The organism is Eikenella sp. HMSC061C02 (genome assembly GCF_001809035.1).
Lineage (GTDB): Bacteria > Pseudomonadota > Gammaproteobacteria > Burkholderiales > Neisseriaceae > Eikenella > Eikenella corrodens.
On record NZ_KV795540.1, the window covers coordinates 139525 to 161578 of the forward strand.

General features: G+C 57.1%; 22 protein-coding genes. 14 read left to right on the forward strand and 8 right to left on the reverse strand.

Annotation, left to right across the window (positions count from 1 at the left end; genetic code table 11):
- Positions 1-212: 212 nt before the first annotated feature.
- Positions 213-851, forward strand: coding sequence for an NAD(P)-dependent oxidoreductase (locus HMPREF2541_RS04130; RefSeq protein WP_070541845.1), 639 nt, complete (start codon positions 213-215; stop codon positions 849-851).
- A gap of 155 nt (positions 852-1006) precedes the next feature.
- On the opposite strand, the gene ispD is transcribed toward HMPREF2541_RS04130, so the two are convergent.
- From ispD to rlmH, 3 genes are all read right to left on the reverse strand, one after another.
- Positions 1007-1714 carry a 2-C-methyl-D-erythritol 4-phosphate cytidylyltransferase gene (gene ispD / locus HMPREF2541_RS04135; protein ID WP_070541848.1) on the reverse strand — a complete coding sequence of 236 codons (708 nt, stop codon included), beginning with the start codon at positions 1712-1714 and terminating at the stop codon, positions 1007-1009.
- Positions 1711-2433: a DNA polymerase III subunit epsilon gene (dnaQ, locus tag HMPREF2541_RS04140; protein ID WP_070541851.1), complete on the reverse strand. Its 723-nt coding sequence runs from the start codon at positions 2431-2433 to the stop codon at positions 1711-1713. Before dnaQ ends, ispD begins: the two co-directional genes overlap by 4 nt.
- A 438-nt stretch (positions 2434-2871) precedes the next feature.
- A complete protein-coding gene (rlmH, locus tag HMPREF2541_RS04145) occupies positions 2872-3342 on the reverse strand; it encodes a 23S rRNA (pseudouridine(1915)-N(3))-methyltransferase RlmH (protein ID WP_070541854.1) in 471 nt (156 codons plus the stop codon).
- A 195-nt stretch (positions 3343-3537) separates the two neighbouring features.
- On the opposite strand from rlmH, the gene HMPREF2541_RS04150 reads away from it, so the two are divergent.
- The 4 genes from HMPREF2541_RS04150 to HMPREF2541_RS04165 all read left to right on the forward strand — a co-directional run bounded on the left by HMPREF2541_RS04150 (position 3538) and on the right by HMPREF2541_RS04165 (position 8057).
- Complete coding sequence (locus tag HMPREF2541_RS04150) at positions 3538-4773, forward strand: YihY family inner membrane protein (RefSeq protein WP_070541857.1); 1236 nt, start codon at positions 3538-3540, stop codon at positions 4771-4773.
- Between the two features lie 333 nt (positions 4774-5106).
- Positions 5107-6417, forward strand: coding sequence for a M23 family metallopeptidase (locus HMPREF2541_RS04155; protein WP_003823297.1), 1311 nt, complete (start codon positions 5107-5109; stop codon positions 6415-6417).
- A 294-nt stretch (positions 6418-6711) separates the two neighbouring features.
- Positions 6712-7569: a protease HtpX gene (htpX, locus tag HMPREF2541_RS04160; RefSeq protein ID WP_070541860.1), complete on the forward strand. Its 858-nt coding sequence runs from the start codon at positions 6712-6714 to the stop codon at positions 7567-7569.
- 53 nt (positions 7570-7622) lie between these two features.
- Positions 7623-8057 (forward strand): hypothetical protein, encoded by a 435-nt coding sequence (locus tag HMPREF2541_RS04165; RefSeq protein WP_003823301.1) that lies wholly within the window; start codon positions 7623-7625, stop codon positions 8055-8057.
- Positions 8058-8276: 219 nt separating this feature from the next.
- Here HMPREF2541_RS04165 and HMPREF2541_RS04170 read toward each other — a convergent pair whose 3' ends face one another.
- Entirely contained in the window at positions 8277-9536 is a 1260-nt protein-coding gene (locus HMPREF2541_RS04170) for a LysM peptidoglycan-binding domain-containing protein (protein ID WP_003823303.1), read from the reverse strand.
- Between the two features lie 187 nt (positions 9537-9723).
- On the opposite strand from HMPREF2541_RS04170, the gene def reads away from it, so the two are divergent.
- The 9 genes from def to HMPREF2541_RS04215 all read left to right on the forward strand — a co-directional run bounded on the left by def (position 9724) and on the right by HMPREF2541_RS04215 (position 19846).
- On the forward strand, positions 9724-10227 hold the full coding sequence (gene def / locus HMPREF2541_RS04175; protein WP_003823304.1) for a peptide deformylase: 504 nt from the start codon (positions 9724-9726) through the stop codon (positions 10225-10227).
- Between the two features lie 25 nt (positions 10228-10252).
- The gene (gene fmt, locus HMPREF2541_RS04180) at positions 10253-11188 is read left to right on the forward strand and encodes a methionyl-tRNA formyltransferase (protein WP_003823305.1); all 936 of its coding nucleotides are present in this window, start codon (positions 10253-10255) and stop codon (positions 11186-11188) included.
- Positions 11185-12444 (forward strand): 16S rRNA (cytosine(967)-C(5))-methyltransferase RsmB, encoded by a 1260-nt coding sequence (rsmB, locus tag HMPREF2541_RS04185; RefSeq protein WP_049258115.1) that lies wholly within the window; start codon positions 11185-11187, stop codon positions 12442-12444. Before fmt ends, rsmB begins: the two co-directional genes overlap by 4 nt.
- Positions 12407-13003, forward strand: coding sequence for a DUF4390 domain-containing protein (locus HMPREF2541_RS04190; protein ID WP_035580169.1), 597 nt, complete (start codon positions 12407-12409; stop codon positions 13001-13003). Before rsmB ends, HMPREF2541_RS04190 begins: the two co-directional genes overlap by 38 nt.
- 9 nt (positions 13004-13012) lie before the next feature.
- Positions 13013-15127 (forward strand): sensor histidine kinase, encoded by a 2115-nt coding sequence (locus HMPREF2541_RS04195; RefSeq protein WP_070541863.1) that lies wholly within the window; start codon positions 13013-13015, stop codon positions 15125-15127.
- Positions 15114-16388, forward strand: coding sequence for a sigma-54-dependent transcriptional regulator (locus tag HMPREF2541_RS04200; protein WP_003823311.1), 1275 nt, complete (start codon positions 15114-15116; stop codon positions 16386-16388). Before HMPREF2541_RS04195 ends, HMPREF2541_RS04200 begins: the two co-directional genes overlap by 14 nt.
- A gap of 503 nt (positions 16389-16891) precedes the next feature.
- Complete coding sequence (locus HMPREF2541_RS04205; RefSeq protein ID WP_023886885.1) at positions 16892-17851, forward strand: acetyl-CoA carboxylase carboxyltransferase subunit alpha; 960 nt, start codon at positions 16892-16894, stop codon at positions 17849-17851.
- Positions 17829-19133, forward strand: a complete 1305-nt coding sequence (tilS, locus tag HMPREF2541_RS04210) for a tRNA lysidine(34) synthetase TilS (RefSeq protein WP_070541866.1) — start codon at positions 17829-17831, stop codon at positions 19131-19133. The genes HMPREF2541_RS04205 and tilS overlap by 23 nt, the downstream gene beginning before the upstream one ends.
- Positions 19134-19390: 257 nt before the next feature.
- Positions 19391-19846, forward strand: coding sequence for a hypothetical protein (locus HMPREF2541_RS04215; RefSeq protein ID WP_049258110.1), 456 nt, complete (start codon positions 19391-19393; stop codon positions 19844-19846).
- Between the two features lie 67 nt (positions 19847-19913).
- Here the strand turns inward: HMPREF2541_RS04215 and HMPREF2541_RS04220 are convergent, their stop codons facing one another.
- The 4 genes from HMPREF2541_RS04220 to HMPREF2541_RS04235 all read right to left on the reverse strand — a co-directional run bounded on the left by HMPREF2541_RS04220 (position 19914) and on the right by HMPREF2541_RS04235 (position 21987).
- The gene (locus HMPREF2541_RS04220) at positions 19914-20108 is read right to left on the reverse strand and encodes a DUF1737 domain-containing protein (RefSeq protein ID WP_070541869.1); all 195 of its coding nucleotides are present in this window, start codon (positions 20106-20108) and stop codon (positions 19914-19916) included.
- 125 nt (positions 20109-20233) lie between these two features.
- Positions 20234-20719 (reverse strand): hypothetical protein, encoded by a 486-nt coding sequence (locus HMPREF2541_RS04225; RefSeq protein ID WP_070541872.1) that lies wholly within the window; start codon positions 20717-20719, stop codon positions 20234-20236.
- 31 nt (positions 20720-20750) lie between these two features.
- Entirely contained in the window at positions 20751-21359 is a 609-nt protein-coding gene (locus HMPREF2541_RS04230; protein ID WP_064086464.1) for a BON domain-containing protein, read from the reverse strand.
- Positions 21360-21396: 37 nt separating this feature from the next.
- Positions 21397-21987, reverse strand: a complete 591-nt coding sequence (locus HMPREF2541_RS04235; RefSeq protein ID WP_064089592.1) for a phosphoheptose isomerase — start codon at positions 21985-21987, stop codon at positions 21397-21399.
- Positions 21988-22054 lie beyond the last annotated feature (67 nt).

Below are 22054 nucleotides of genomic sequence, written 5' to 3' on the forward strand. Positions count from 1 at the left end.
CAGCACAGCTTTGGAATACGCCGGCAACGGTAAAACAAACACCGTCCGCGCAACAGCAGCCCAATCCCCTCTCCCGCGGGAGAGGGTTAGGGAGAGGGCTTGACCGGCAACCCAAACCCTGTTTAAACCCACACCCGAAAATACCGCTTAAAGGCTACCTGAAAACCCAAAAAGTAGCTTGCACCCATTCAACCCAAAACAGGAGCACCCCCATGCTGATAATATTCGGCGCCAACGGCCCCAGCGGCCGCCAACTCATCCAACAGTTAAGCCCCCTCGAACGCGAAACCACCGTCGCCGCATTAAGGCTGCCCGAACAGCAATCCGACGATTTTTTCGCCAACCAGCACATCCGCACCACCGTTGTCGACACACTTGATGCAGAAGCCGTCGCCCAAGCCGTGCAGCAATACCGGCCCGACACCGTCGTCAGCTTTGTCGGCGGCAAAAACGAACAAGGCATCCGCAGCGACGCCACCGGCAACCTCCACATCATCCGCGCCCTCGAACAGCACGCCCCCCAAGCCCGCTTCATCCTCGTGACCAGCATGGGCTGCGGCGAACAATACCCCCTGATGAGCGATATGTTCAAACAAGCCCTGGGCGAAGCCGTGGCCGCCAAAACCGAAGCCGAAAACGCCCTGCGCCAAAGCCCCCTCGCCTGGACCATCCTGCGCCCCTGTGGCCTCGCCAACGGCGACGACACCGCTTATCAACTGCACGAACAGCTCCCCGCCATCCCCCGCCAATACATGACCCGCACCGCCCTCGCCGCCGCCGTGCGCCAAATCATCGGCGAAGACGGGCACGAAGGCAAAGCGTATTCGGTCACTTCCGGGGAAGCCGCCTAAACCATCCAGCCAAAACCAACGGGCAAACCGCTTCCAAACAGCAGTTTGCCCGTTTTTGCAGGCTACCTGAAAACCGGATGGAACTTTCAGGTAGCCTTAAACGCAGTAAAGGCTACCTAAAAAATATTCAGCCGAGCAGAAGAAGCTTGGCTTTTTCAGGTAGCCTCATCTTGCAACAGCAGCCGTGCAATCCTCTCGTCTGCCGGCCAAGTCAGTTTCAAATTGCGGCTGTCGCCCTGCACCAACAGTGGCTGCAAACCCAGCCGTTCAACGGCGGAGGCCTCGTCGGTAATCTCCGCTGGATTGGCGGCGGCCAGCGCCTGTTGCAGCAGCGCAGCGGGAAAAAGCTGCGGGGTTTGTGCCTGCCACAAACCGCTCCGGCTCACCGTTTCGGCAATATGATTTTCGCCGTTGCCGCGCTTAAGGGTATCGGCCACGGGCAAAGCCAAAATGCCGCCAACCGGATGCTGCCCTGCTTCTTGCAACAGCCGCCGCAAGGCTCCGGCCGGCAGGCAGCAGCGAGCGGCATCGTGCACCAGCACTTTGTCGTCCGGCCGAATCACGCCGTGTTTCAGCAGCGAATTCAGCCCGTTAAACACACTTTCAGCCCGGCTCTCGCCGCCGCAATACAGCGTTCGCAGTTTGGCAGCCAAGTTTTCAGGTAGCCTCACTTCCTGTTCAAACCACGCATCATCCCGCGCCAACACTACAGCTACCTGAACAATCTGCGGCTCGGCCAATAGGCGGCGCAGGGTATGCTCCAGCACGGTGCGGTCGGCGATCCGCACGTATTGTTTGGGCAGGGCGGCGCCGAAGCGGCTGCCCACTCCGGCAGCGGGCACGAGGGCGAAATAACGGCTCATGGCGTTTTCCGCCAAATGCTGCCGCCTTCGGCTTTTTTGTCTAATTCGTCCAGATAGGTTTCGTGGGCGGCGTTTTCCTCGGCGTTGGCGGCCAGCACTTTCAGTTGCGCCGGGCGTTCGATAGGCGCGATTACCACGGCGGGCGCGTCGGCTTCGGCGCTTTCTTCTTCGGCAAACTGGTCGGCCAGGCTGAATTGCGAGCGGGTCATGCCCAGATAAACTTCGCTCAGCAGTTCGCAGTCGATTAATGCGCCGTGGAATACGCGTTTGCTGCGGTCCACTTCAAGGCGGGTACACAAGGCATCCAGCGAGTTTTTCTGGCCGGGATACATGGCGCGCGCCATCACCAGCGTATCCACCACATTAGCAGTCAGCTCCTCCACGCTCGGCAACCCGGCACGGCGGAATTCGGCGTTGAGAAAGCCCACGTCGAACGGGGCGTTGTGGATAACCAGCTCGGCGCCAGCAATGAAATCGGCAATCTGCTGCCCGATTTCGGCAAACTTGGGCTTGCCTTCGAGCTGGTCTAGCGTAATGCCGTGCACTTTGGCGGCTTCTTCGGGAATGTCGCGTTCGGGATGGACGTATAAATGCAGATAGTTGCCGGTGAGGCGGCGGTCGATCATTTCCAGGCCGGCAAATTCGATGAGGCGGTCGTCGCGGTCGTAATAAAAACCGGTGGTTTCGGTATCAAGAATGATTTGGCGCAAATGTTTCATCAGGGCAGGGCTTTATAATGTTGGCAAACGGTCGGCATCTTACCCCATAGCGGATGAACTTTAAATCGGGATTGGCAGTCGCGCCAACGATGCGCTGATTTAGAGTGAGCTGCCGGAAACTGCCAGAGTAGCTATCGCTAGGCAGATTTAGGCTTTACCGCATTGATTTAGCTTATCTTATAGCAATTACAACGCACCAAATTAACAAGATATTACATCATTTTAATATAATAAAAATAATTATCATTTGCTAATTCGGTTATTTTTCGGTATGATGCATTCACATTCGGCAAAGCAAGGTTGCTCTGCCTTGTGCCGAACCGCCAAATTTCAACATTCTGCCTGAGGGCGGGATGCCCAATTTTGGTAGTGGTTTGTGTTCCTTTTGCGCCCCGCTTTTGTCGGGGCGATTTTTTATGCGCGGTTTTCACCAAACTATTACTCTCGATGATACGGATGATTATGCAGAATCGACACCGCCCGATACAGCTGTTCGGTGAGCAACACGCGCACCATGCTGTGCGGCAGGGTGAGGCTGGAGAGTCGCAGCATCAGGCCGGCTTGTTGTTTGATGCGCTCGGTGAGCCCGTCCGCCCCGCCGATTACCATGCAAACATGCCGGCCGTTCTGCTGCCATTTTTTCAGGTAGCCTGCCAGCTCCTGCGAAGTGGGCGCAACACCGCGCTCGTCTAACACCACCAAAAACGCATCGGCCGGCATGGCTTCCAAGATGCGTTTTTCTTCCGCCGCCATGCCCTGCGCCGCATTCACGCCCGCGCCGCGCTTTTCCGGCTTGATTTCTTTCAAGGTGTATTTGATGTCGCGGCCGAAACGTTTGGCGTATTCCTTCACAGCTTCGTCCACCCAACCGGGCATTTTGTTGCCCACGGCCAATACGGTGATGTTCATGGTTTGCCTCGCTCCCGCCCTGCCCTGGCAGGATGGTTTTGTCTTTTCAATAACATTATTTTACAATGCGGCAGGCCGACTGATTCGGCTGGCCCGCAACGCTATTATTTTAAAACATTCAGCCGCCATCATTTAAACCAAATACACAGGCTACCTGAAAAACCAAAACGGGTTTTCAGGTAGCCCCAACACACCATGCGCCTACTGCCAAAATTCTCCCTGCCCGAACCCCTGCGCCGCTCGCGGACGCTGGCGTTTGCCCGTTTCCTCTATGCGCGCTTTTATGAAGTGAACATTCCGCAGGTATCGTCAAGCCTCACATTTACCACGCTGCTGGCCTTGGTGCCGCTGTTTACCGTGGTCGTGGTGGTGGTGTCCTCTTTTCCCGTGTTTGCCGATTTTTCTGCCCAATTTCACCGCTTGGTATCGGAAATCATGATGCCGGCCGGCGTGGCGGCAGTAAGCGACTATATTTTCCAATTCCGCGACCACGCCAGCCACCTCACCGCTATCGGTATCGCCATGATGATCATCACCTCGCTAATGCTGGTGCACACCATAGAGCGCACATTCAACCAAATTTGGCGGGTGAAACGCCCGCGCAGCATCGTTACCCGCGTGCTGGTGTACTGGGCGCTGCTCAGTCTGGGGCCGCTGCTGGTGGGCGTGGGTATGTCGCTATGGGGCGTGGTGTGGCGGCGCACCCTGTTTTATCTGCACTACCCGCTGCTCGCCTCGCTGCTGCAATTCACGGTTGCCCTCACCGCCACCTGGAGCATGCTCTGCCTGCTCTACAAGCTCGTGCCCGCCCGCTATGTGCCCCTCCGCCACGCCCTGATCAGCGCTGCGTTGGCGGCCGTGTCTATCGAGCTGTTGCGGCGCGGCTTCGGTCTGTATGTGGCCAACTTCAACAGCTATCAGTTGGTGTACGGCACCTTTGCCGCCGTGCCAATGTTCCTGCTGTGGCTCAACTTAAACTGGATTGTCATCCTCAGCGGCGCGCTCCTGGCCGCCTCGCTTTCCTATTGGGAAGGCAATGCCTTCCGCCGCCAAGGCTGCCACGGCACGCGGTTTCACGATGCTTTAGGCATCCTCACCCTGCTCGCCCAAGCACAAAGCCAAGGCAAAAGCCTGAAAACCCAACAGTTCCGCCGCCACATCCAGCTGGGCTACGACGAACTGGGCGACCTGCTGGAACAACTCGCGCGACGCGGCTACATTGCGCAAAGCCTGCGCAACGGCTGGATGCTGAAAACCAGCCCCGAAGCCATCCGCGTGGCCGACTTATTCCAGCTGTTCGTGTATGGCAGCCATACCCACACTAACGATTCCATCGGCCGCACCGTGCAACAAATCATGACGCCCGCCATCACCGCCGCCGACATGACCATGGCCGAATTTATCCGGCTCAATCAACAGCAGGATAGTTAATACACAAGGCGTTGTTTTGCTTTTCAGGTAGCCTTTTACAAACGATAAAGGCTACCTGAAAATTATTCAGTAAAGGTATAAGCCGATACCATGTTCCGCCGCTATCCAGCGTTCATAACATTTTTTAGGTAGCCTTTACGCAAAGAACAGGCTACCTGAAGCCAAAATTCCCAATCAAACCCAGCCGTTTGCCGAGCCTGTGTCGGTTTCCAGCCGCACCCTAGTTCAATAACAAGTAAAAAACCGCAAAGCGGCACCCGCCCTGCCCTGCCTATCCATTAAAATAGCGCGCTTCTGATAGACCCGTTTGCCGCAACGGCATCCTGCCAAATCGTGTCCCCATCCGCCCTATTTTCCCGCCTGCCACGCCGTGCCCGCATCGCCCTTGTTGCGGCCGCTGCGCTGCTGGGCGTGTTCATTTTAATTGCCATCATCGCTGCCGCCTCGGCCAAGCCGGAAGGCGCGATGCAGAGCAAACGCATTGTGGAAAAACTCGCCACCGTGCGCGCCAAAGGCAAAACCCCGGCCACCGGCTACTGGAGCGATGAAGTCATCCAGCCCGGCGACTCCCTGCGCAACGTGTTGGAGCGTTTCAACCTTTCCGCCCAGCAAATTCAAGACATCACCCAAGCTGCCGCCTCAGAAGGCAAACAGCCCCACCTGCACCCCGACCAAACCGTCAGCCTCAGACTCGATGCCCAGCGCCGCCCCGTGCAGGTGCAGTTTTTCAACGACGACGACAACGGCGAAACCCAACTGGTTGATTTAGCCTATGCCGGCAACCGCTGGCAGGCCAAAACCGACGACGTGAAAACCACCACCCTGTCCACGCTCAAATCCGTTATCATCCGCTCCAGCGGCACCACCGCCGGCACCATGTCGCGTGCCGAAATTCCTGCCGAAGTCCGTGATTCACTGCGCGAACTGTTCAGCAACCGGCTTGATCTCTACAAACTCGAAGCCGGCGATACCGTGCGCATCCTTTATCAGGTAAACTACTTTCACGGTCAGCAAATTTCCATGGGCGACATCCTCGCCGTAGAAATCAGCCACCAAGGCAAGCTCTACCGCGCCTACTACTTCGGCGAAGACGGCAACGGCCGCTACTACGATGAACACGGCCAGCCGCTGAAGAAAGGTTTTGAAACACAGCCCGTGCCGGGCAGCCGCATCAGCTCGCCCTTTGGCGTGCGCGTCCACCCGATATTAGGCTATTTGCGCATGCACACCGGCATCGACTACGCCGCCCCCACCGGCACGCCGATTCACGCCCCGTCCGACGGCATTGTGGAATTCCGCGGCCCCAAAGGTGGCTACGGCAATACCGTGATCCTGCGCCACAGCGACAGTATGCAAACGCTCTACGGCCACATGAGCGCGTTTTCCGCCAATGCCGCCCCCGGCCAGCGCGTACGCGCCGGCGACATCATCGGCTTCATCGGCACCACCGGCCGCAGCACCGGCCCGCACCTGCACTACGAAGTGCGCCTCAACGGCGTGCCGGTCAACCCCGCCGGTGTCGCCCTGCCCGCCAAACGGCTCACCACTGCCGAGCTGGCCGAATTCCGCCGCCAGCAGCAAACTGTGGAACAAAAACTCGCCCAACTGCGCGGCATCGGCAAAACCGTCGCCCAGCTGGATTGATGGGCGGTTGATTTAACGATAAGAAACCAAGAAACTGATTTTCAGGTAGCCTCAAAGCAGCGATTTTGTGGCAATATATTGCCTGATTGCCGCAACAATAAAAGACTACCTGAAACCTCGGCTTTACCACATAAAAGCAATAAACCAGTTTCGCCAAGAAACTACCGCATCCAACAGCACACCCAACAACATTCCCGCCAAAGCGGCACAACAACATCATGCCGCAGCGGCCAGTAGTAAACATAAAGCAGAAGCCCAAGGGCTACCTGAAACCAAACCACCCAGACTGATACCGTGAAGCGCATAATCCTCTTCCTCCTCACCAATATGGCCGTGCTCCTGGCCGCCCGCCTGCTGTTCGGGCTGCTCGGACTCAATCCGCAAGACATCTCCGGCCTGCTGCTGCTCTCCGCCATCACCGGCTTTTCCGGCTCGCTGATTGCCCTTCTCATGTCGAAAAGCAGCGCCAAGCAGGCCGTGGGTGCCTACGTTATCCGCCAGCCGCGCAACGAAACCGAAGATTGGCTCGTGCGTGTGGTGGAAGCCCAGGCCAAACAATGGAACCTGCAAACCCCCGAAGTGGCCGTTTATGAGTCGCCCGAGCCCAATGCCTTTGCCACCGGCGCTAGCCGCAACAGCTCGCTGGTTGCCGTCAGCACCGGCCTCTTGCAGCTCATGAGCCGCGATGAGGTGGAAGCCGTGCTCGCGCACGAAATGGCCCACGTCGGCAACGGCGATATGGTTACGCTCACCCTGATTCAAGGCGTGGTGAATACTTTCGTGCTGTTTTTCTCCCAAATTATCGCTTCCATGATTGCCTCCTCCCTGCGCCAAAATCGGCAGCAAGACAGCGGCGGCAACGCCATCCAAACCATAGTCAGCATGGTGCTGCAAGTGATCTTCGGCTGGCTGGCCGGCATCATCGTGATGTGGTTTAGCCGCCAGCGCGAATACCGTGCCGATGCCGGCGCCGCCAAATTGGTGGGCGCGCCCAAAATGATCTGCGCCCTGCAACGGCTCAAAGGCAGCCAAAGCAGCCTACCGCCGCAAATGGCCGCCATGGGCATCAACGACAGCACCCTGCGCTCCCTGTTCAGCACCCACCCCACCCTCGACGACCGCATTGCCCGCCTCCAACGGCTGAACTATTAAATCAGTTTGGCGGGCAGGTTCTGCCAGCCCAAACAGTAAAAGGCTACCTGAAAATGCCGGCAAGCAATTTTCAGGTAGCCTTTATCATCCAGCCAGCCAATAGCAAACTCATCTCAGCTATGCACTTCTACGAAAAACTCAGCAGCCTTCTCGGCCTAGCCTGCCACCCCAAGATGCAAGACTGGGAATTGGAAAACGCCAACCCGGATCGCCTGCCCGAGTTCATCCATGCCTACCAAACCAGCAGCTTCTCATACCACGAGCAGCACGCCTTGATGGGGCTCATCCTTGCCTCATTCAATGATTACCTGGCTGAAGAAGCCGCACCCGATTCGGCAATCGAACACTCTATTTGTGCCTTGCTAGAACAGCAATGGCAGGATTTCCACCCGCTCGTGCGCTATTGGTCGCTGCTGGATGAAGACTTGGATGATGAATTTCCCATCACCCCTATCATGCGGAAACTATGGGCGCAACATTTCAGCTAGCCATCACTTGGATACCTGTGCCCGGTACAATGCTTACTCAAGGCTACCTGAAACTTGAAAAAGATAAATACAACATCGATACAATAAATTCAAGCCCACTATACCCGCTACCTTTGGAGGCATCCCAACAGTATTTCTGCCTATTCCAACACCATGCCCTATAACAAAAGGCTACCTGAATTTTCAGGTAGCCTTTGATTCCATCACACTTCTTCACGCTTAACGGGTTGGATCGATATTGCTGCGTAAGTCGTATTGGTGATGGTCGTATTCATACGGGCCTTGCGGATTATTGGGTACATGGCGGTACTGATGCCCCATATCATCCAAATCGTGACCGGGCTCGGTGGCCAAATCACCCACTGATACGTTTACTCTAGATTCCAGCACGATGGCGGAAGAAACATGTTCGCCCACGTTATACACCATAGCCAAGCCGATTTCTTCAGCCGGAATACTTACATATTTCACAGTCGGGCTCGGATTGATATCGGTGCGCACTTGGCGGCTCTGACGGTACAGGCTTACCACGGTACCTTTATCCAAACCATCAGCAGAACCTTTGTTCAAGATAATGGTGCTGAAGCGGCCGGCTTCGCTGATACCATCCAGTACGTCCACGATACGGGCACGCACTTGGTTTTCCGGCTCATGCGGCATCATATTGAAGGCGTTTTCTTCGCCGTTATAGCGCAACAGATAGTCGCCTTGGCGGATTTCAGCCACTTGCTCACGAATCTGCAAAGCTTGTGCGGTTTCGGTCGGCACTTTCACCAGCGGATGATGGCGGGTGTAATATTGGTTGTCCGGCAGGGCTTGACGATCGCTTTCAGAACGTTCGGCCAAAGCAGTACTGGTTACCGGCAGAGTAGCCAATTTGCCACTGAACACAACCAGCTGACCGATAAATTTGCCAGTTTCAGGATCAATAATGTCTTTAACCGGGCGGTAAACCAAGTATTCACCCGATTCAGTAATGCCGTAGGCATAAATACGGTCACCCAAGGAGTACATGGTTTTGCCTTCCGGACCGGCGATGATGCGCGGTGCATCTTGAGTGGTACGGCGGGCAATCACCTGCGGGTGTTTCATGAACATGCGGTAATAGTTCAGATTCAGGGTGGAGATGCCGTAGCCGGAAGAAGTTTCACGCACGCGCGGCTGCAATTTAACGGTGGGGATACCACCAGCGTTATCTACGCGCAGGCGCGGCTGGCCGTTTACATAGTGCAACACCAGCACTTGGCCCGGATAAATCAGATGAGGATTGCGGATGGTGCGGCGGTTGGCGCCCCACAGCTGCGGCCATTTCCATGGGCGATAAAGGTATCTGCCGGAAATGCCCCACAAGGTGTCGCCGGTACGCACGGTGTAGCGTGCAGGAGCGTTGGGGCGCACACGCAGAGGCCCGGCCTCGGCGGGCAATGCAGAAACAGTCAAGCCAATGGCGCAAAGCAAGGTTATAATATGTTTTCTCATGAGAGAGTTTCCCTTTAGGATTAACGTTAGGATTAACGAACCTGATAACGCTTTATTTACGTTGTTGTTGATGAAATTAACGGAATCATAGAACATTTTAGGTATCTTGCGCCAGTATTCAGGCGAAAAAACCGTTACAACTGCAACAAGAACGTATCTATCTATGCACACTTAAGAAAGAAATCAAATGGCTTTACTGAATATTTTGCGCTATCCCGACCCCCGCCTGAACTTGGTGGCCAAACCAGTAGAACAGGTGGACGAGCGCATCAAACAACTGGTGGCCGACATGGCCGAAACGATGTACGAAGCAAAAGGCATCGGCCTGGCCGCCACTCAGGTGGACGTGCACGAACGTGTGGTGGTGATGGACTTATCTGAAAGCCGCGACCAACTGCAAGTACTGATTAATCCAGTGATTATCGAACGCGATGGCGAAACCATATATGAAGAAGGCTGCCTTTCTGTACCAGGCGTATACGACAAGGTAACCCGTGCCGAAAGCATCGTGGCTGAAGCGTTGGATGCAGAAGGCAAGCCCTACACCATCCATGCCGACGGCCTGCAAGCCATCTGTATTCAGCACGAAATCGACCACCTCGACGGCAAAGTTTTCGTGCAATATCTGTCGCGTCTGAAGCAGGAACGCATCAAAACCAAGATGAAGAAACTCGACAAACACACGCTCTAATCCAAGCAAGAGGCTACCTGAAACCATGATTCGCAAAGTAATTTTTGCCGGCACCCCCGATTTCGCCGTCGATGCCCTGCGCGCCATTGCCGAGGCCGGCTTCGATATCCCGCTGGTGCTCACCCAGCCCGACCGCCCTAAAGGGCGCGGCATGAAGCTGCAAGCTTCACCCGTGAAAAAAACCGCGCTCGAACTTGGTTTTCAGGTAGCCCAACCCGAAAGCTTGAAAAGTGAGTCCGCACAAGAAATGCTACGTGCCGTGGAAGCCGACATCATGGTAGTGGCCGCCTACGGTCTGTTACTGCCGCAAGCCGTGCTCGATATTCCGCGCCACGGCTGTCTCAATATCCATGCTTCGCTATTGCCACGCTGGCGCGGTGCCGCACCCATCCAACGTGCTATTGAAGCAGGCGATAGCGAAACCGGCATCTGCATCATGCAAATGGATGCCGGGCTCGACACCGGTGCCGTCATCAGCCGCCATCCCTGCCCAATTCTCCCTAGCGACAATGCCCAAACCCTGCACGACAAACTGGCCGAAATTGGTGCGCACGCCATTGTTGCCGATTTGCAACACCATTCTCAACGCAATGCCCAGCCCCAGCCTGAACACGGCATCACTTACGCCCATAAATTAAGCAAAGCCGATGCCCAAATCGATTGGACACAGCCCGCCGAAGCCATCGAACGCCGCATCCGTGCCTTCAATCCCGTGCCCGGCGTTTGGTGCGACTACCATGGCAAACCACTGAAAATCTGGGCTGCACAAGTTAGTTCCGCTGGCGGCGTGGCTGGCAGCGTGTTACAAGCCGATAAAAACGGTATTCAGGTAGCCTGCGGCAGCGGCTCATTGTTGATTCAAATCCTGCAGCCTGCCGGCAGCGCCCGCATGGAAGCCGCCGCCTTTCTGGCCGGCCACCCTGTCGCCGCCGGCAGCCGATTCGGAGCGGAAAGCACATGAGCCTGGCCAACATACAAACCCTCGCCGCCCACAGCGTGGCCGCCGTTGAAGCCGGGCGCAACCTGTCCGACGTGCTGGCCGAAATCTGGCGCGACCACCCACAGCTCTCCGCCCAAGAACGCGGTGCGCTACAAGATATTGCCTACGGCTGCCAACGCTTTTCAGGTAGCCTGCGCGCCCTGCTCGGCCTGATGCTGAACAAACCCCTGCCCCGCGCCGACATCCGCAGCCTGATATTGGCCGCACTCTACCAGCTCGCCTACAGCCGCAATGCCGCCCATGCTGTGGTAAACGAAGCCGTGCGCGCTGCCGGCAAAATCGGCAAAGGCCAATACAAAGCCCTCGCTAATGCCCTGCTCCGCCGTTTCCTACGCGAGCACGACAGCCTGATGCAGCAGGCGCAGCAAAGCTCAGAGGGCCGCTACAACCTGCCCGACTGGTGGCTAGAACGGCTACAGCGAGACTACCCCGAACACTGGCTGCAAATCACCGAAGCCTTCAACAGCCATCCGCCAATGACCCTGCGCATCAACCGCCGGCACACCGATGCGGAAGGCTACCTGAAAATCCTGGCCGAACACGGCATGCAGGCCGAAATCCTCGGCAGCCACGCTGTGATGCTGGCTACGCCCGTGCCCGTGTCCGCCTTGCCACTGTTTGCCGAAGGTGTCGTATCCGTGCAGGATTGGGGGGCACAACAGGCCGCCGCTTGGCTCAACGTGCAAAACGGCGAACGCGTACTCGATGCCTGTGCCGCACCCGGCGGTAAAAGCGGCCACCTGCTCGAATGGGCAGACTGCAAGCTTACCGCCATCGACATCGACCCCACCCGCCTGCAACAAGTGCGCGACAACCTAAGCCGCCTCAATCTAAGCGCCGAGCTGCACGCCGCCGACGCACGGCAATGGGCTTCGTGTTATGATGGTCTCCTGTTCGACGCAGTGCTGGCGGACGTGCCCTGCACCGCCTCGGGCGTTGCCTGCCGCCATCCCGACATCAAATGGCTGCGCCGGCCGCAGGATGCCAAGAACACAGCTGCCCAGCAAACTGATCTGCTCGATGCCCTGTGGCGCACGCTCAAGCCTGGCGGCAGGATGCTCCTGTCCACTTGCTCGCTGTTTACCGAAGAAAACGGCAGCCAGCTGCAAGCCTTTTTGCAACGCCACCCCGACGCTGCCTGCACACGTAGCGAAACCCTGTTACCCAATCCGCACCAAGATGGCTTCTATTACGCGCTTATCCACAAAACTGCTTAGCCTGCTCGCCTGCTGCCTGCTGGCCTTTGCAGCCATGGGCGCGCGGGCGGAAGGCATCAACGTTACCCGTTCCAGCGCCACGCTCACCACCGATGGTCGCCTGTCGGTAAACAGCCGCTTCCAAACCGAGCTGCCCGGCCAGCTTCAGGTAGCCCTCAAACAAGGCGTACCGCTCAACTTCCAGCTCAGTTACCGCCTGCAATCGCCCACCCTGGCCGCCTACCGCTGGCGACTCGGCCAGCTGGTCGGTTCGGCGCAAACTATCAACTACAAACTCGCCTACCACCCGCTCACCGACCGCTACCGTGTCAGCGTCGGCTCGTTTTCCACCGAATACGGCACCCTGCCCACCGCACTGAAGGCCGTTGGCGCGGTAGCCAACTGGCAAGTGCTCGACAAAGGCACACTCTCCGACACCGCCCCCGCCGACGTGGCTGCCGACATCCGCTTAAGCCTGAGCATCAGCGATTTGCCGCGCCCCTTCCAAATCAACGGCGAAACTTCAAAGAGCTGGCAGCTCGATTCCGGCTGGCGCAAACTGCTCATCAGCCAGCAATAAAGGGAAACCATGCGCCGTCTGCTCACCTTCATCGCTGTTCTGGGCATGCTCGCCCTGTATGTGCTGGCGCTCGCTACCGGCCACGCCAGCAAGCTGGCGCAGTATTTCTGGTGGATTCTCACCTTCAGTGCCGCCCTCTTAGGCATTCTGCTCACCATTCTTATCTCCCAGCTGTGGAAACTCTGGCTCGACCGACGCAGGCGGGTGTTCGGCTCGCAAACCGCCCTGCGCCTGGCCAACATGTTTATGTTGGTGGCCATTCTGCCCGGCCTGTTCTTATTCGGCGTGTCGGCTCAATTTATTTCACACAGTATCGATTCCTGGTTTGGCAATGAAACCGAACAAGCGCTAGAACGCAGCCTGAATCTAAGCAAATCTGCGCTGGATTTGGCGCTGGATACCTCGGTGCGCAAGGCTGCCGCCGTTCAGGTAGCCTTAATCGGCGAAATGTCGTTGCAGCAAGATGCAAAGCAGGCTCTGGGGCAGCTTTCTGCAAACAGCGACTTCGACCAACTCGCGCTCTACGACAGCAAAACCTTAAGCCCTGCCGCCGAATACCGCCAGCCGGATGCCGACAAATTGCCGCCACCCGAGCTCACACGCGACATTCTTGAACAGGTGAAAACCACCGGTAGTGCCCGTAGCGTGGCTAACGTCGGCCACACGCTCTATGCCCAAGGCTGGCTCGCCCTGCCAGAGCTGCACGGCCAACACTATATTTTGTTCTTCCGCCAGCCGGTGCAGAAACAAGTGGCCGACGACGTCACCCTGATTGAAGCCGCCCGCGCCCGCTACGCCGAAATCAGCTATGCCAAACAAGGCCTGCAAACCTTCTTCCTGTTCACCCTCTTGATGGCTACCCTGCTGGCGATTTTGCTCGCGCTGGTGATTGCCCTGTTTTTCGCCCAACGCTTCACCGCGCCGATTCTCTCCTTGGCTGCCGGTGCACGCTCCGTGGCACAGGGCGATTATTCACAGCAGCTGGCCGTATACCGCAACGACGAGCTCGGCCGCCTCACCACCCTGTTTAACCACATGACCGCCGAGCTCAACTCCTCCCATATCCGCCAGGAGGCTGCCCGCCACTATCTCGAATGCGTGCTCTCCAGCCTGACCAGCGGCGTGGTTACGCTCGATAACCAAGGCTACCTGAAAGCCTGCAACAGCAGCGCCGGACAAATCCTGATGCTCGATTTGGCCGCCTGCAGCGAAACCAGCGTGCACGAATGGCATAAGCTCGGCGTAGCCGAGGCGCTAGCCGCCCAAGTACTGCTTGCTATCCTCCCTACTGTCGATAGCGACAAACCCGTGCAGCTCACCTACGCCGCACCCGACGAATCCCGTATCCTGCTGGGCAAGGCCACCCGTCTGCCTGAAGACAACGGCGCCGGCACCGTACTCGTGTTCGACGACGTAACCGCCCTGGTGCAGGCGCAGAAAGAAGCTGCCTGGGGCGAAGTGGCCCAGCGCTTGGCGCACGAAATCCGTAATCCGCTCACTCCCATCCAACTTTCCGCCGAGCGCCTGGCCTGGAAGCTCGACGGCAAGCTGGACGATAAAGACGCCGCCATGCTTGAGCGAGCCACCAACACCATCGTCAACCAGGTGGCTGCCATGAAAGACATGGTTGAAGCCTTCCGCAACTACGCCAAAGCCCCAAAACTCAAACTGGAACGTATCGATTTAAATGTTTTGGCTGCCGAGCTTTTGGTGCTGTATGAGGGCTCAAATTGTACATTTGAAGCGGATTTCAGTAATATAGAAGCCGTGGTCGAAGCCGATGCCGGCGCCATGCGCCAGGTGTTGCACAATATTTTGAAAAACGGTGCCGAAGCTGCCGCTGCAGATGAACAGCCAAAAGTGTTCATCCAAACAGCGGTGCAAGATGAGAAAGTGGCGCTAAACATTTGCAATAACGGCAAAAGTTTCAGCGAAGACATGCTTCTCCACGCCTTCGACCCCTACGTTACCGACAAACCCAGCGGCACCGGTTTGGGCTTGCCGGTGGTGAAAAAAATCATTGAAGAGCACAAAGGCCGCATATCGCTGGCCAACCGCCCGGAAGGCGGGGCTTGTGTGAAAATTACTTTACCCCTACTGATGGAAAACGATGCGCAGCAGTGATATTTTGATTGTAGATGATGAAGTGGGCATCCGCGATTTGCTGTCGGAAATCCTGCAAGACGAAGGCTATTCGGTTACTCTGGCCGAAAATGCCGAAGAAGCCCGCCAACTTCGAAACCAAACCCGCCCCACCATGGTGTTGCTGGACATTTGGATGCCTGATTGCGACGGCATTACCCTGCTCAAAGAGTGGGCCAAATCCGGCCAGCTCAACATGCCCGTGGTGATGATGAGCGGCCACGCCAGCATCGACACCGCGGTGGAAGCCACCAAAATCGGCGCGCTGGATTTCTTGGAAAAACCCATCGCCCTGCAAAAGCTTTTGGCTGCCGTAGAACGCGCCTTCAAGCATAGCGCCATGCAGGCCTCCTCCACCATGTCGCTGGACAAACTCGGCACCAGCGAAGCCGTGAAGCAGCTCAACCAGCAGCTCGAACGCGCCGCCCGCACCCAAACCCCCGTGCTGCTCTCCGGCGAGCCCGGTTCACCGTTCGAACTGGTGGCGCACTACTTCCAAACCGGCAACGCCCCCTGGGTGGAACCCGGCAAAATCGAGCAAATCAGCAGCAGCCCCATCGAATTGCTGCAAAAAGCCAGCAACGGCGTGCTCTATCTGGGCGACATCGCCCAATATGGCAAAAGTATCCAGCAAGGCATCCTCTTCCTCTTAGGCAAGGCCGATCGCTACAACGTGCGTATCATCTGCGCCTGCAGCCAGCCGGTGCAAGAGCTGATCACCAGCCCAGACTACGACAGCCGCCTGCTCAACAATCTTTCGGCCATCATGGTCAGCATCCCTCCATTGCGCAACCAGCCGGAAGACATTGTTTTCTTGGTAGAGCAGCTGATTCAAGAGTTTTCCGAAAGCCGCAAAACCGCCGTTAAATTCAACACCGCAGCCCTGAATGCCCTGCGCCAATACGACTGGCCGGGCAACTTCGAGCAGCTGCGCAGCGTGGTGAAAAGCATCGTACTCACCGCCGAGAGCAAAGAAATCGGTTTGGAAAACGTGCAGGCCGTGCTCAGCCAATTCACGCTCAACCAACCCTCCGAACTAGTGGGCGGCTTCAACTTCGACCTGCCCTTGCGCGAATTGCGCGAAGATTTGGAACGCCGCTATTTTGAATACCACATTGCCCAAGAAGGGCACAACATGAGCAAAGTGGCGCAGAAAGTCGGCCTTGAGCGTACCCACCTGTACCGCAAGCTCAAACAGCTCGGCATTCAATTCTCCCGCCGAGGCAGCAACGATAATAAATAGTTCCGCCCAATCAGGCTACCTGAAAATCCCATCCAACGGTTTTCAGGTAGCCTGTAGCATTATTTAGCAGCTGCCCTATTCGCAACATCCACCAACAGGCTACCTGAAAGCACGGCTTAGAAATAAAAACCAGGGCTCCGAAGAAAGCCGAGTTGCTGCCCAGCTAAAACCAGCTGCCTCCATTTATAAACATAACAAAAATTAGCAAAAGCCCCAATACAACAAAATAGTTAGCTACTTTAAAGGCTACCTGAAACCAACCTGACCCACGAAAAATCAGCAGTAACAGCTGCACAAACTGCGCATCTTAGCGTATCATTGCAGCGGTTCAGACCGCAAAGTAATGTTAAGAAACCGTCTCCGCGCTACAGCTATAGATAAAGCACATTTTTTCTGCACAGCAGAACCCATGCCGTAGGAAATAAAGTGTTTTAGCCTCCCTAAGCGTGCTTAGCTTGGGCTGCCTCCGTCAATCGGTGCAGCCGCAACAAGGAAACAGACACATGAAACAGATTTTTCTCGATTTCGAACAGCCCATTGCCGAACTGGTGCAGAAAATAGAAGAGCTGCGCTTCGTGCAAAATGACTCGGTATTGGATATTTCCGAAGAAATCGAACGCCTGCAAAAGAAAAGCAACGAGCTCACCAAAAACATTTTTGCCAAGCTCACTCCCGCGCAGATTATGCAGGTTTCGCGCCATCCGCAGCGCCCCTACACCCTCGACTACATCGAAGCGCTGTGTACCGATTTTGAAGAGCTGCACGGCGACCGCCACTATGCCGACGACTATGCCATCGTGGGCGGGCTGGCCAAGTTTGAAGGCCAGAGCGTGGTGGTTATCGGCCATCAAAAAGGCCGCGACACCAAGGCTAAAATCCGCCGTAATTTCGGCATGCCCCGCCCCGAAGGCTACCGCAAAGCCCTGCGCCTGATGAAGATGGCGGAAAAATTCGGCCTGCCCGTGCTGACCTTTATCGACACCCCCGGTGCCTATCCCGGCATCGGTGCCGAAGAGCGCGGCCAATCCGAAGCCATCGGCCGCAATCTGTATGAACTCACCCGCCTGCGCGTGCCAGTTATCTGCACCGTCATCGGCGAAGGCGGCTCCGGCGGTGCGCTGGCCATTGCCGTGGGTGATGCCGTGAACATGCTGCAATACGCCACCTATTCCGTGATTTCGCCCGAAGGCTGCGCTTCCATTCTGTGGAAAACCGCCGAAAAAGCCGCCGATGCCGCGCAAGCCCTGGGCATCACTGCCAAACGCCTGAAGAGCCTCGAGCTGATCGACCAAGTCATCGCCGAGCCCTTGGGCGGCGCCCACCGCGATTACGAAACCGTGATGAACAACGTGCGCAAAACCATCCGCCAGCAACTGGCCGATTTGGAACACCAGCCGGTGGAGCAGCTGCTGGCCAAACGCTTCGACCGCATCATGGCCTATGGAAAATTCACCGACAAATAACCCCCTGCGGCAACACCTTGCCCAACAATGGCCGGCGCCAAACGCTGGCCGTTTTGCCGTGGAAGTCGGTTTCAGCGGCGGGCTCGATTCCGTGGTTTTGCTGCACCTGTTATGCAGCCTGCGCAACGAATTGCCGCTGGAATTGAGCGCGGTGCACATCCACCACGGCCTCGACGCCCCCGCCGACCAATGGGTGGAATTCTGCCGCGAATGCTGCATCCGATGGCAAGTGCCGCTGCGCATAGAGCGCGTGCAGGTTCAATTCGGCAAGCTCGGGTTAGAAGCCGCCGCCCGTGCCGAACGCTACCGCTGCTTCGCCCAAAGCCGCGCCGATGCCGTCGCCCTCGCCCATCATGCCGACGACCAGGCCGAAACCCTGCTGCTGGCCGCCCTGCGCGGCGGCGGGCTGCGCGCGCTTTCCGCCATGCCCGCCCTGCGCGCGCTGAACGAACGCGTCAGCCTGTGGCGCCCCCTCTTAGCCATTCCCCGCGCCGAGCTGTTCGCCTACGCCCAAGAGCACAAGCTGGCATGGGTGGAAGACAGCAGCAATGCCGACACCTCCCTGCTGCGCAACTGGCTACGCCGCGAAGGCCTGCCCCCGTGGCAAAAACGCGTGCCGCACCTCACCCGCCAACTGCTCGCCACCGTCAGCCACCTGCAACACGACTTGGCGCTATTGGAAGACTACGGCCAAACCGAACACAACAGCCTGTATGATGCCGCCGGCCGTTTTCAGGTAGCCTCTTGGCGGCAGCTTCCCCCCTTGCGGCAAACCCATCAGCTGCACCTATTCGCCCGTAACCACCGCCTCGGCAGCCCCCGCGCCGACAGCGTACGCCAATTTGCCGCCACCCTCGCCAACCCCGCCGTGCAACAAGCCCAATGGCTGCTGCCGCATGGACGCGCCATCCTCTACGCCGGCTGCCTGTTCCCCGTTCCCGCCGAATGGACCGCCGGTAAACTGCTTGCCCAACCCGCATGGCAACCTGCCGCCCACGGGCTACCTGAAAACCTGATTCAGCCCGACAGCGGCATCTGGCGCACCCCGCAACCTAGCGACACCCTGCCCCTGCTGCACGGCCGCAAAAAAATCAGCCGCCTGCTGCAAGAAAAAAAAGTGCCCCCCTTCATGCGCGCCCTATGGCCGCTGTGGGTGCACAAACAACACGGCTGCCTCGCCGCTGCCAACCTGCAAACCCATTGCCACCTCTCCGTGCCAAACGGCTGGCAGGCGCAGGCAGAAGAATTGAACCAGTTCATTTTGTCGATTCAGACAACCTGACTGCAGTTTGAACTCGCTAAAAGTGCGTTAAATGATATAAAACAGAATCATACGGTGTAGAAATCAAACATATCAATATCATTGGTTTCCATACAAGTTAACGGACTACAGGCAATAGCAAGCATGTAGCAAAGTCATCCCATGCCGTAGTAGCTGCAGAACTTCCACTGTGACTAATGTAAAATTCGTTCCTTATTTAAAGTCCAGCATAAGCCAAAGACTTTATTTCCTCATTTCCCTCAACCAAAGGAGAAACCATGTCCCCTAAAGCCAAGAAAATCCTCATCGGCGGTGCCCTGGCCCTCGCCCTTTTGGGCTGGCGCGGCTACGATGCCGTCAAAACCGTGAAACTGAAAGAGTTTGTCGAACACTACAATGTGTTTATCAACAATGAAAACCGCTTCATCACCCATCTCAATGAGCGCACCGATTTCGGCAGTGTGCCCGAAGCCGTGATGATGCCGGTGCGGCATAGTGCCGGTTTTATGGCCAATTCCGACCGAGGCGGCTGCCACTCGATTCCCGATGATGCCCTGCTGGCCGAATGCACCAGTGCCTTTAGCGAATACCACAGCGTGCTGCAAGAAGTAGAAAAACAGGGGCTGGACGAGGCGCGGCTGAAACAGGTGGTTGAACGCGGTGCCCGCACGCACAGCATCATCACCCAAGTGGCCGCGAAGTTTCCGAGCCGGGTTCAGGTGCAGAGCAATTAATTGCACACCCAGACACCATAAAGGCTACCTGAAAACTTTTCAGGTAGCCTTTGCTATTTGCTGCACATCAGTATTCGCTCAAGGGCTTATTCGGGTCGTATTGCGCCACTTCTTTCACAATCGCCTGCCCCACGCGCACACCGTTGTCGGTGTACGCCATGGTCGGGCTGCCGTGCAGTTCCCAACCTTGTTGCAGGGCTTCGGTGACGCGGCGGCAGAACACGGAATCGTCTGTGCCGGTGAGCAAGCGGTAAACTTTCATTATCTCTCTCCTCTGATACAGGCCATGAGGCATTGCCGCACATCATGACCATAAACAGGCTACCTGAAACTTCGCTGCCCTGCGCTTTAACTGCGTTGCAGTTTTGCTTTCAGGTAGCCTCCGTTTTAAAACAGGCTATCCACCGGATTGCCGCCACCATCTCCACCGGACTGGCGCGGCTGAGGCTGCGGCGCGGGTTTTACCGGCACCTCAATCGGCCGGATTTCGGTTTCCTGCTGCGGGACAATCGGCTGAATCGGCACTTCTTCCCCAGCAGGGGTGGCCGGGGTGGCGCGACGCGACGCAGCGGGGCGCTCTTGTGCCGGCTCGGACGCCTGGGAAGCAGCATTCATATCGGCAGCCGGCGGCAGGCTGTAGGTTTGGCCGGCCGCGGCCGATGCGCCGTTGGGCTGCCAAATTTCCACGCCCTGCTGCGGTGCGGAAGCATCTCCGGGGCTCCGCACTGAATCGGACCTTTGTATCGTGAGCCAAGCCATGGCCACCAGCGCAAGCACCACGATAAAGGCCACAATAAACGCGATCCACACAATGCGGCTAAACGTGCTGCGCGGCGGCTTTTTAGAAGAAGAAGGCATTTCTTTGCCGGTCATGAACTTTCCTTACAATTCAAAGATAAGCGTATTAGCGCACATTGCTGGGCACAAAGGTTTCATACAGCGTAACCACCTGCTGCACGCCGGCGGTGGTGCTCACGGTGTTGCTCACCAGCGCCTGTTCTTCAGGCGTGAGGATGCCCATCACATAAGTAACGCCGTTATACGTTACCACTTTCACATGGTTGGACGACACGCCCTTGGTGCCGAGCAAAGTGGTGCGTACTTTGGAAGTAACCCACGAATCGTTGCTTACCTCGCCAAAACCGCGCGCGCTGGTGGCTACCTGAATATAGTTGTAAATTTTCTCGGCATTGGGCTGGGCACGCGCCACGCGCTCTACAAATGCCTTGTCGGCCTCGCTGGCCACCAAGCCCATCAACAGCACCTGGCGGTTGAAGCTCACTACAGAAAGCTTCGGCTCAAAGCCCTGCATGGTGTTGTTGTTGCGCAGATGAGTGAGTGCCGTGTTTTGGATGCGCACTTCCATCACTTGGTCATCAGCCTGCGCGCCGGTGCTGCGGCGGTCGGTGGCCGACATCACGCCGAATGCGCCAGCACCCACCAGCGCGGTAACACAGCCGGAGAGCGACAACGGCAGCAGGCACAACAGCAGGAGGCGGAAACTTTTTTTCATGATTTATTGTCCTTTTGAGCGGAAATAGGTGAAGCGTTTATTCTTCAAACAAAGCGGTATCGATATGATCGCACAGGGCGTGAATCAACAGGATATGGATTTCCTGAATCCGTGCCGTGCGTTGATGCGGCACATTGAGCAGCACATCGCCCTCAGCCAGCACACCGGCGATTTTGCCGCCGTCGCGCCCGGTGAGCGCCACCACGCTCATGCCCTGCTCGCGGGCGGCTTCGATGGCGGCAAGCACATTGCCGGAATTGCCGGACGTGGAAATCGCCACCAGCACATCGCCCGGGCGGCCGAGGGCTGACACTTGGCGGGCAAAAATCTGATCAAAGGCATAATCATTGCCGATGGCGGTGAGCGCGGAAGTATCGGTGGTGAGCGCGATGGCGCCCAGCGGCATGCGTTCTTTTTCAAAACGGCCGGTGAGCTCGGCGGCAAAATGCTGCGCATCGGCTGCCGAACCGCCGTTGCCGCACACCAAAATCTTGCCGTCGGCCATCAGCGAATCCAACAGCAACGCCGCGGCCCGCGCCGTCGGCTCGGCCAATTGTTCGGCACACTGCTGTTTGGCGGCAATGCTTTCCTGGAAATGCTGTAATACGCGTTGGGCGGCTGGGTTCACAACAGGCTACCTGAAAATAGTAAATGAGAACGCCGGCTATTGTAGCGGCATATGCTGGTTTGAACAA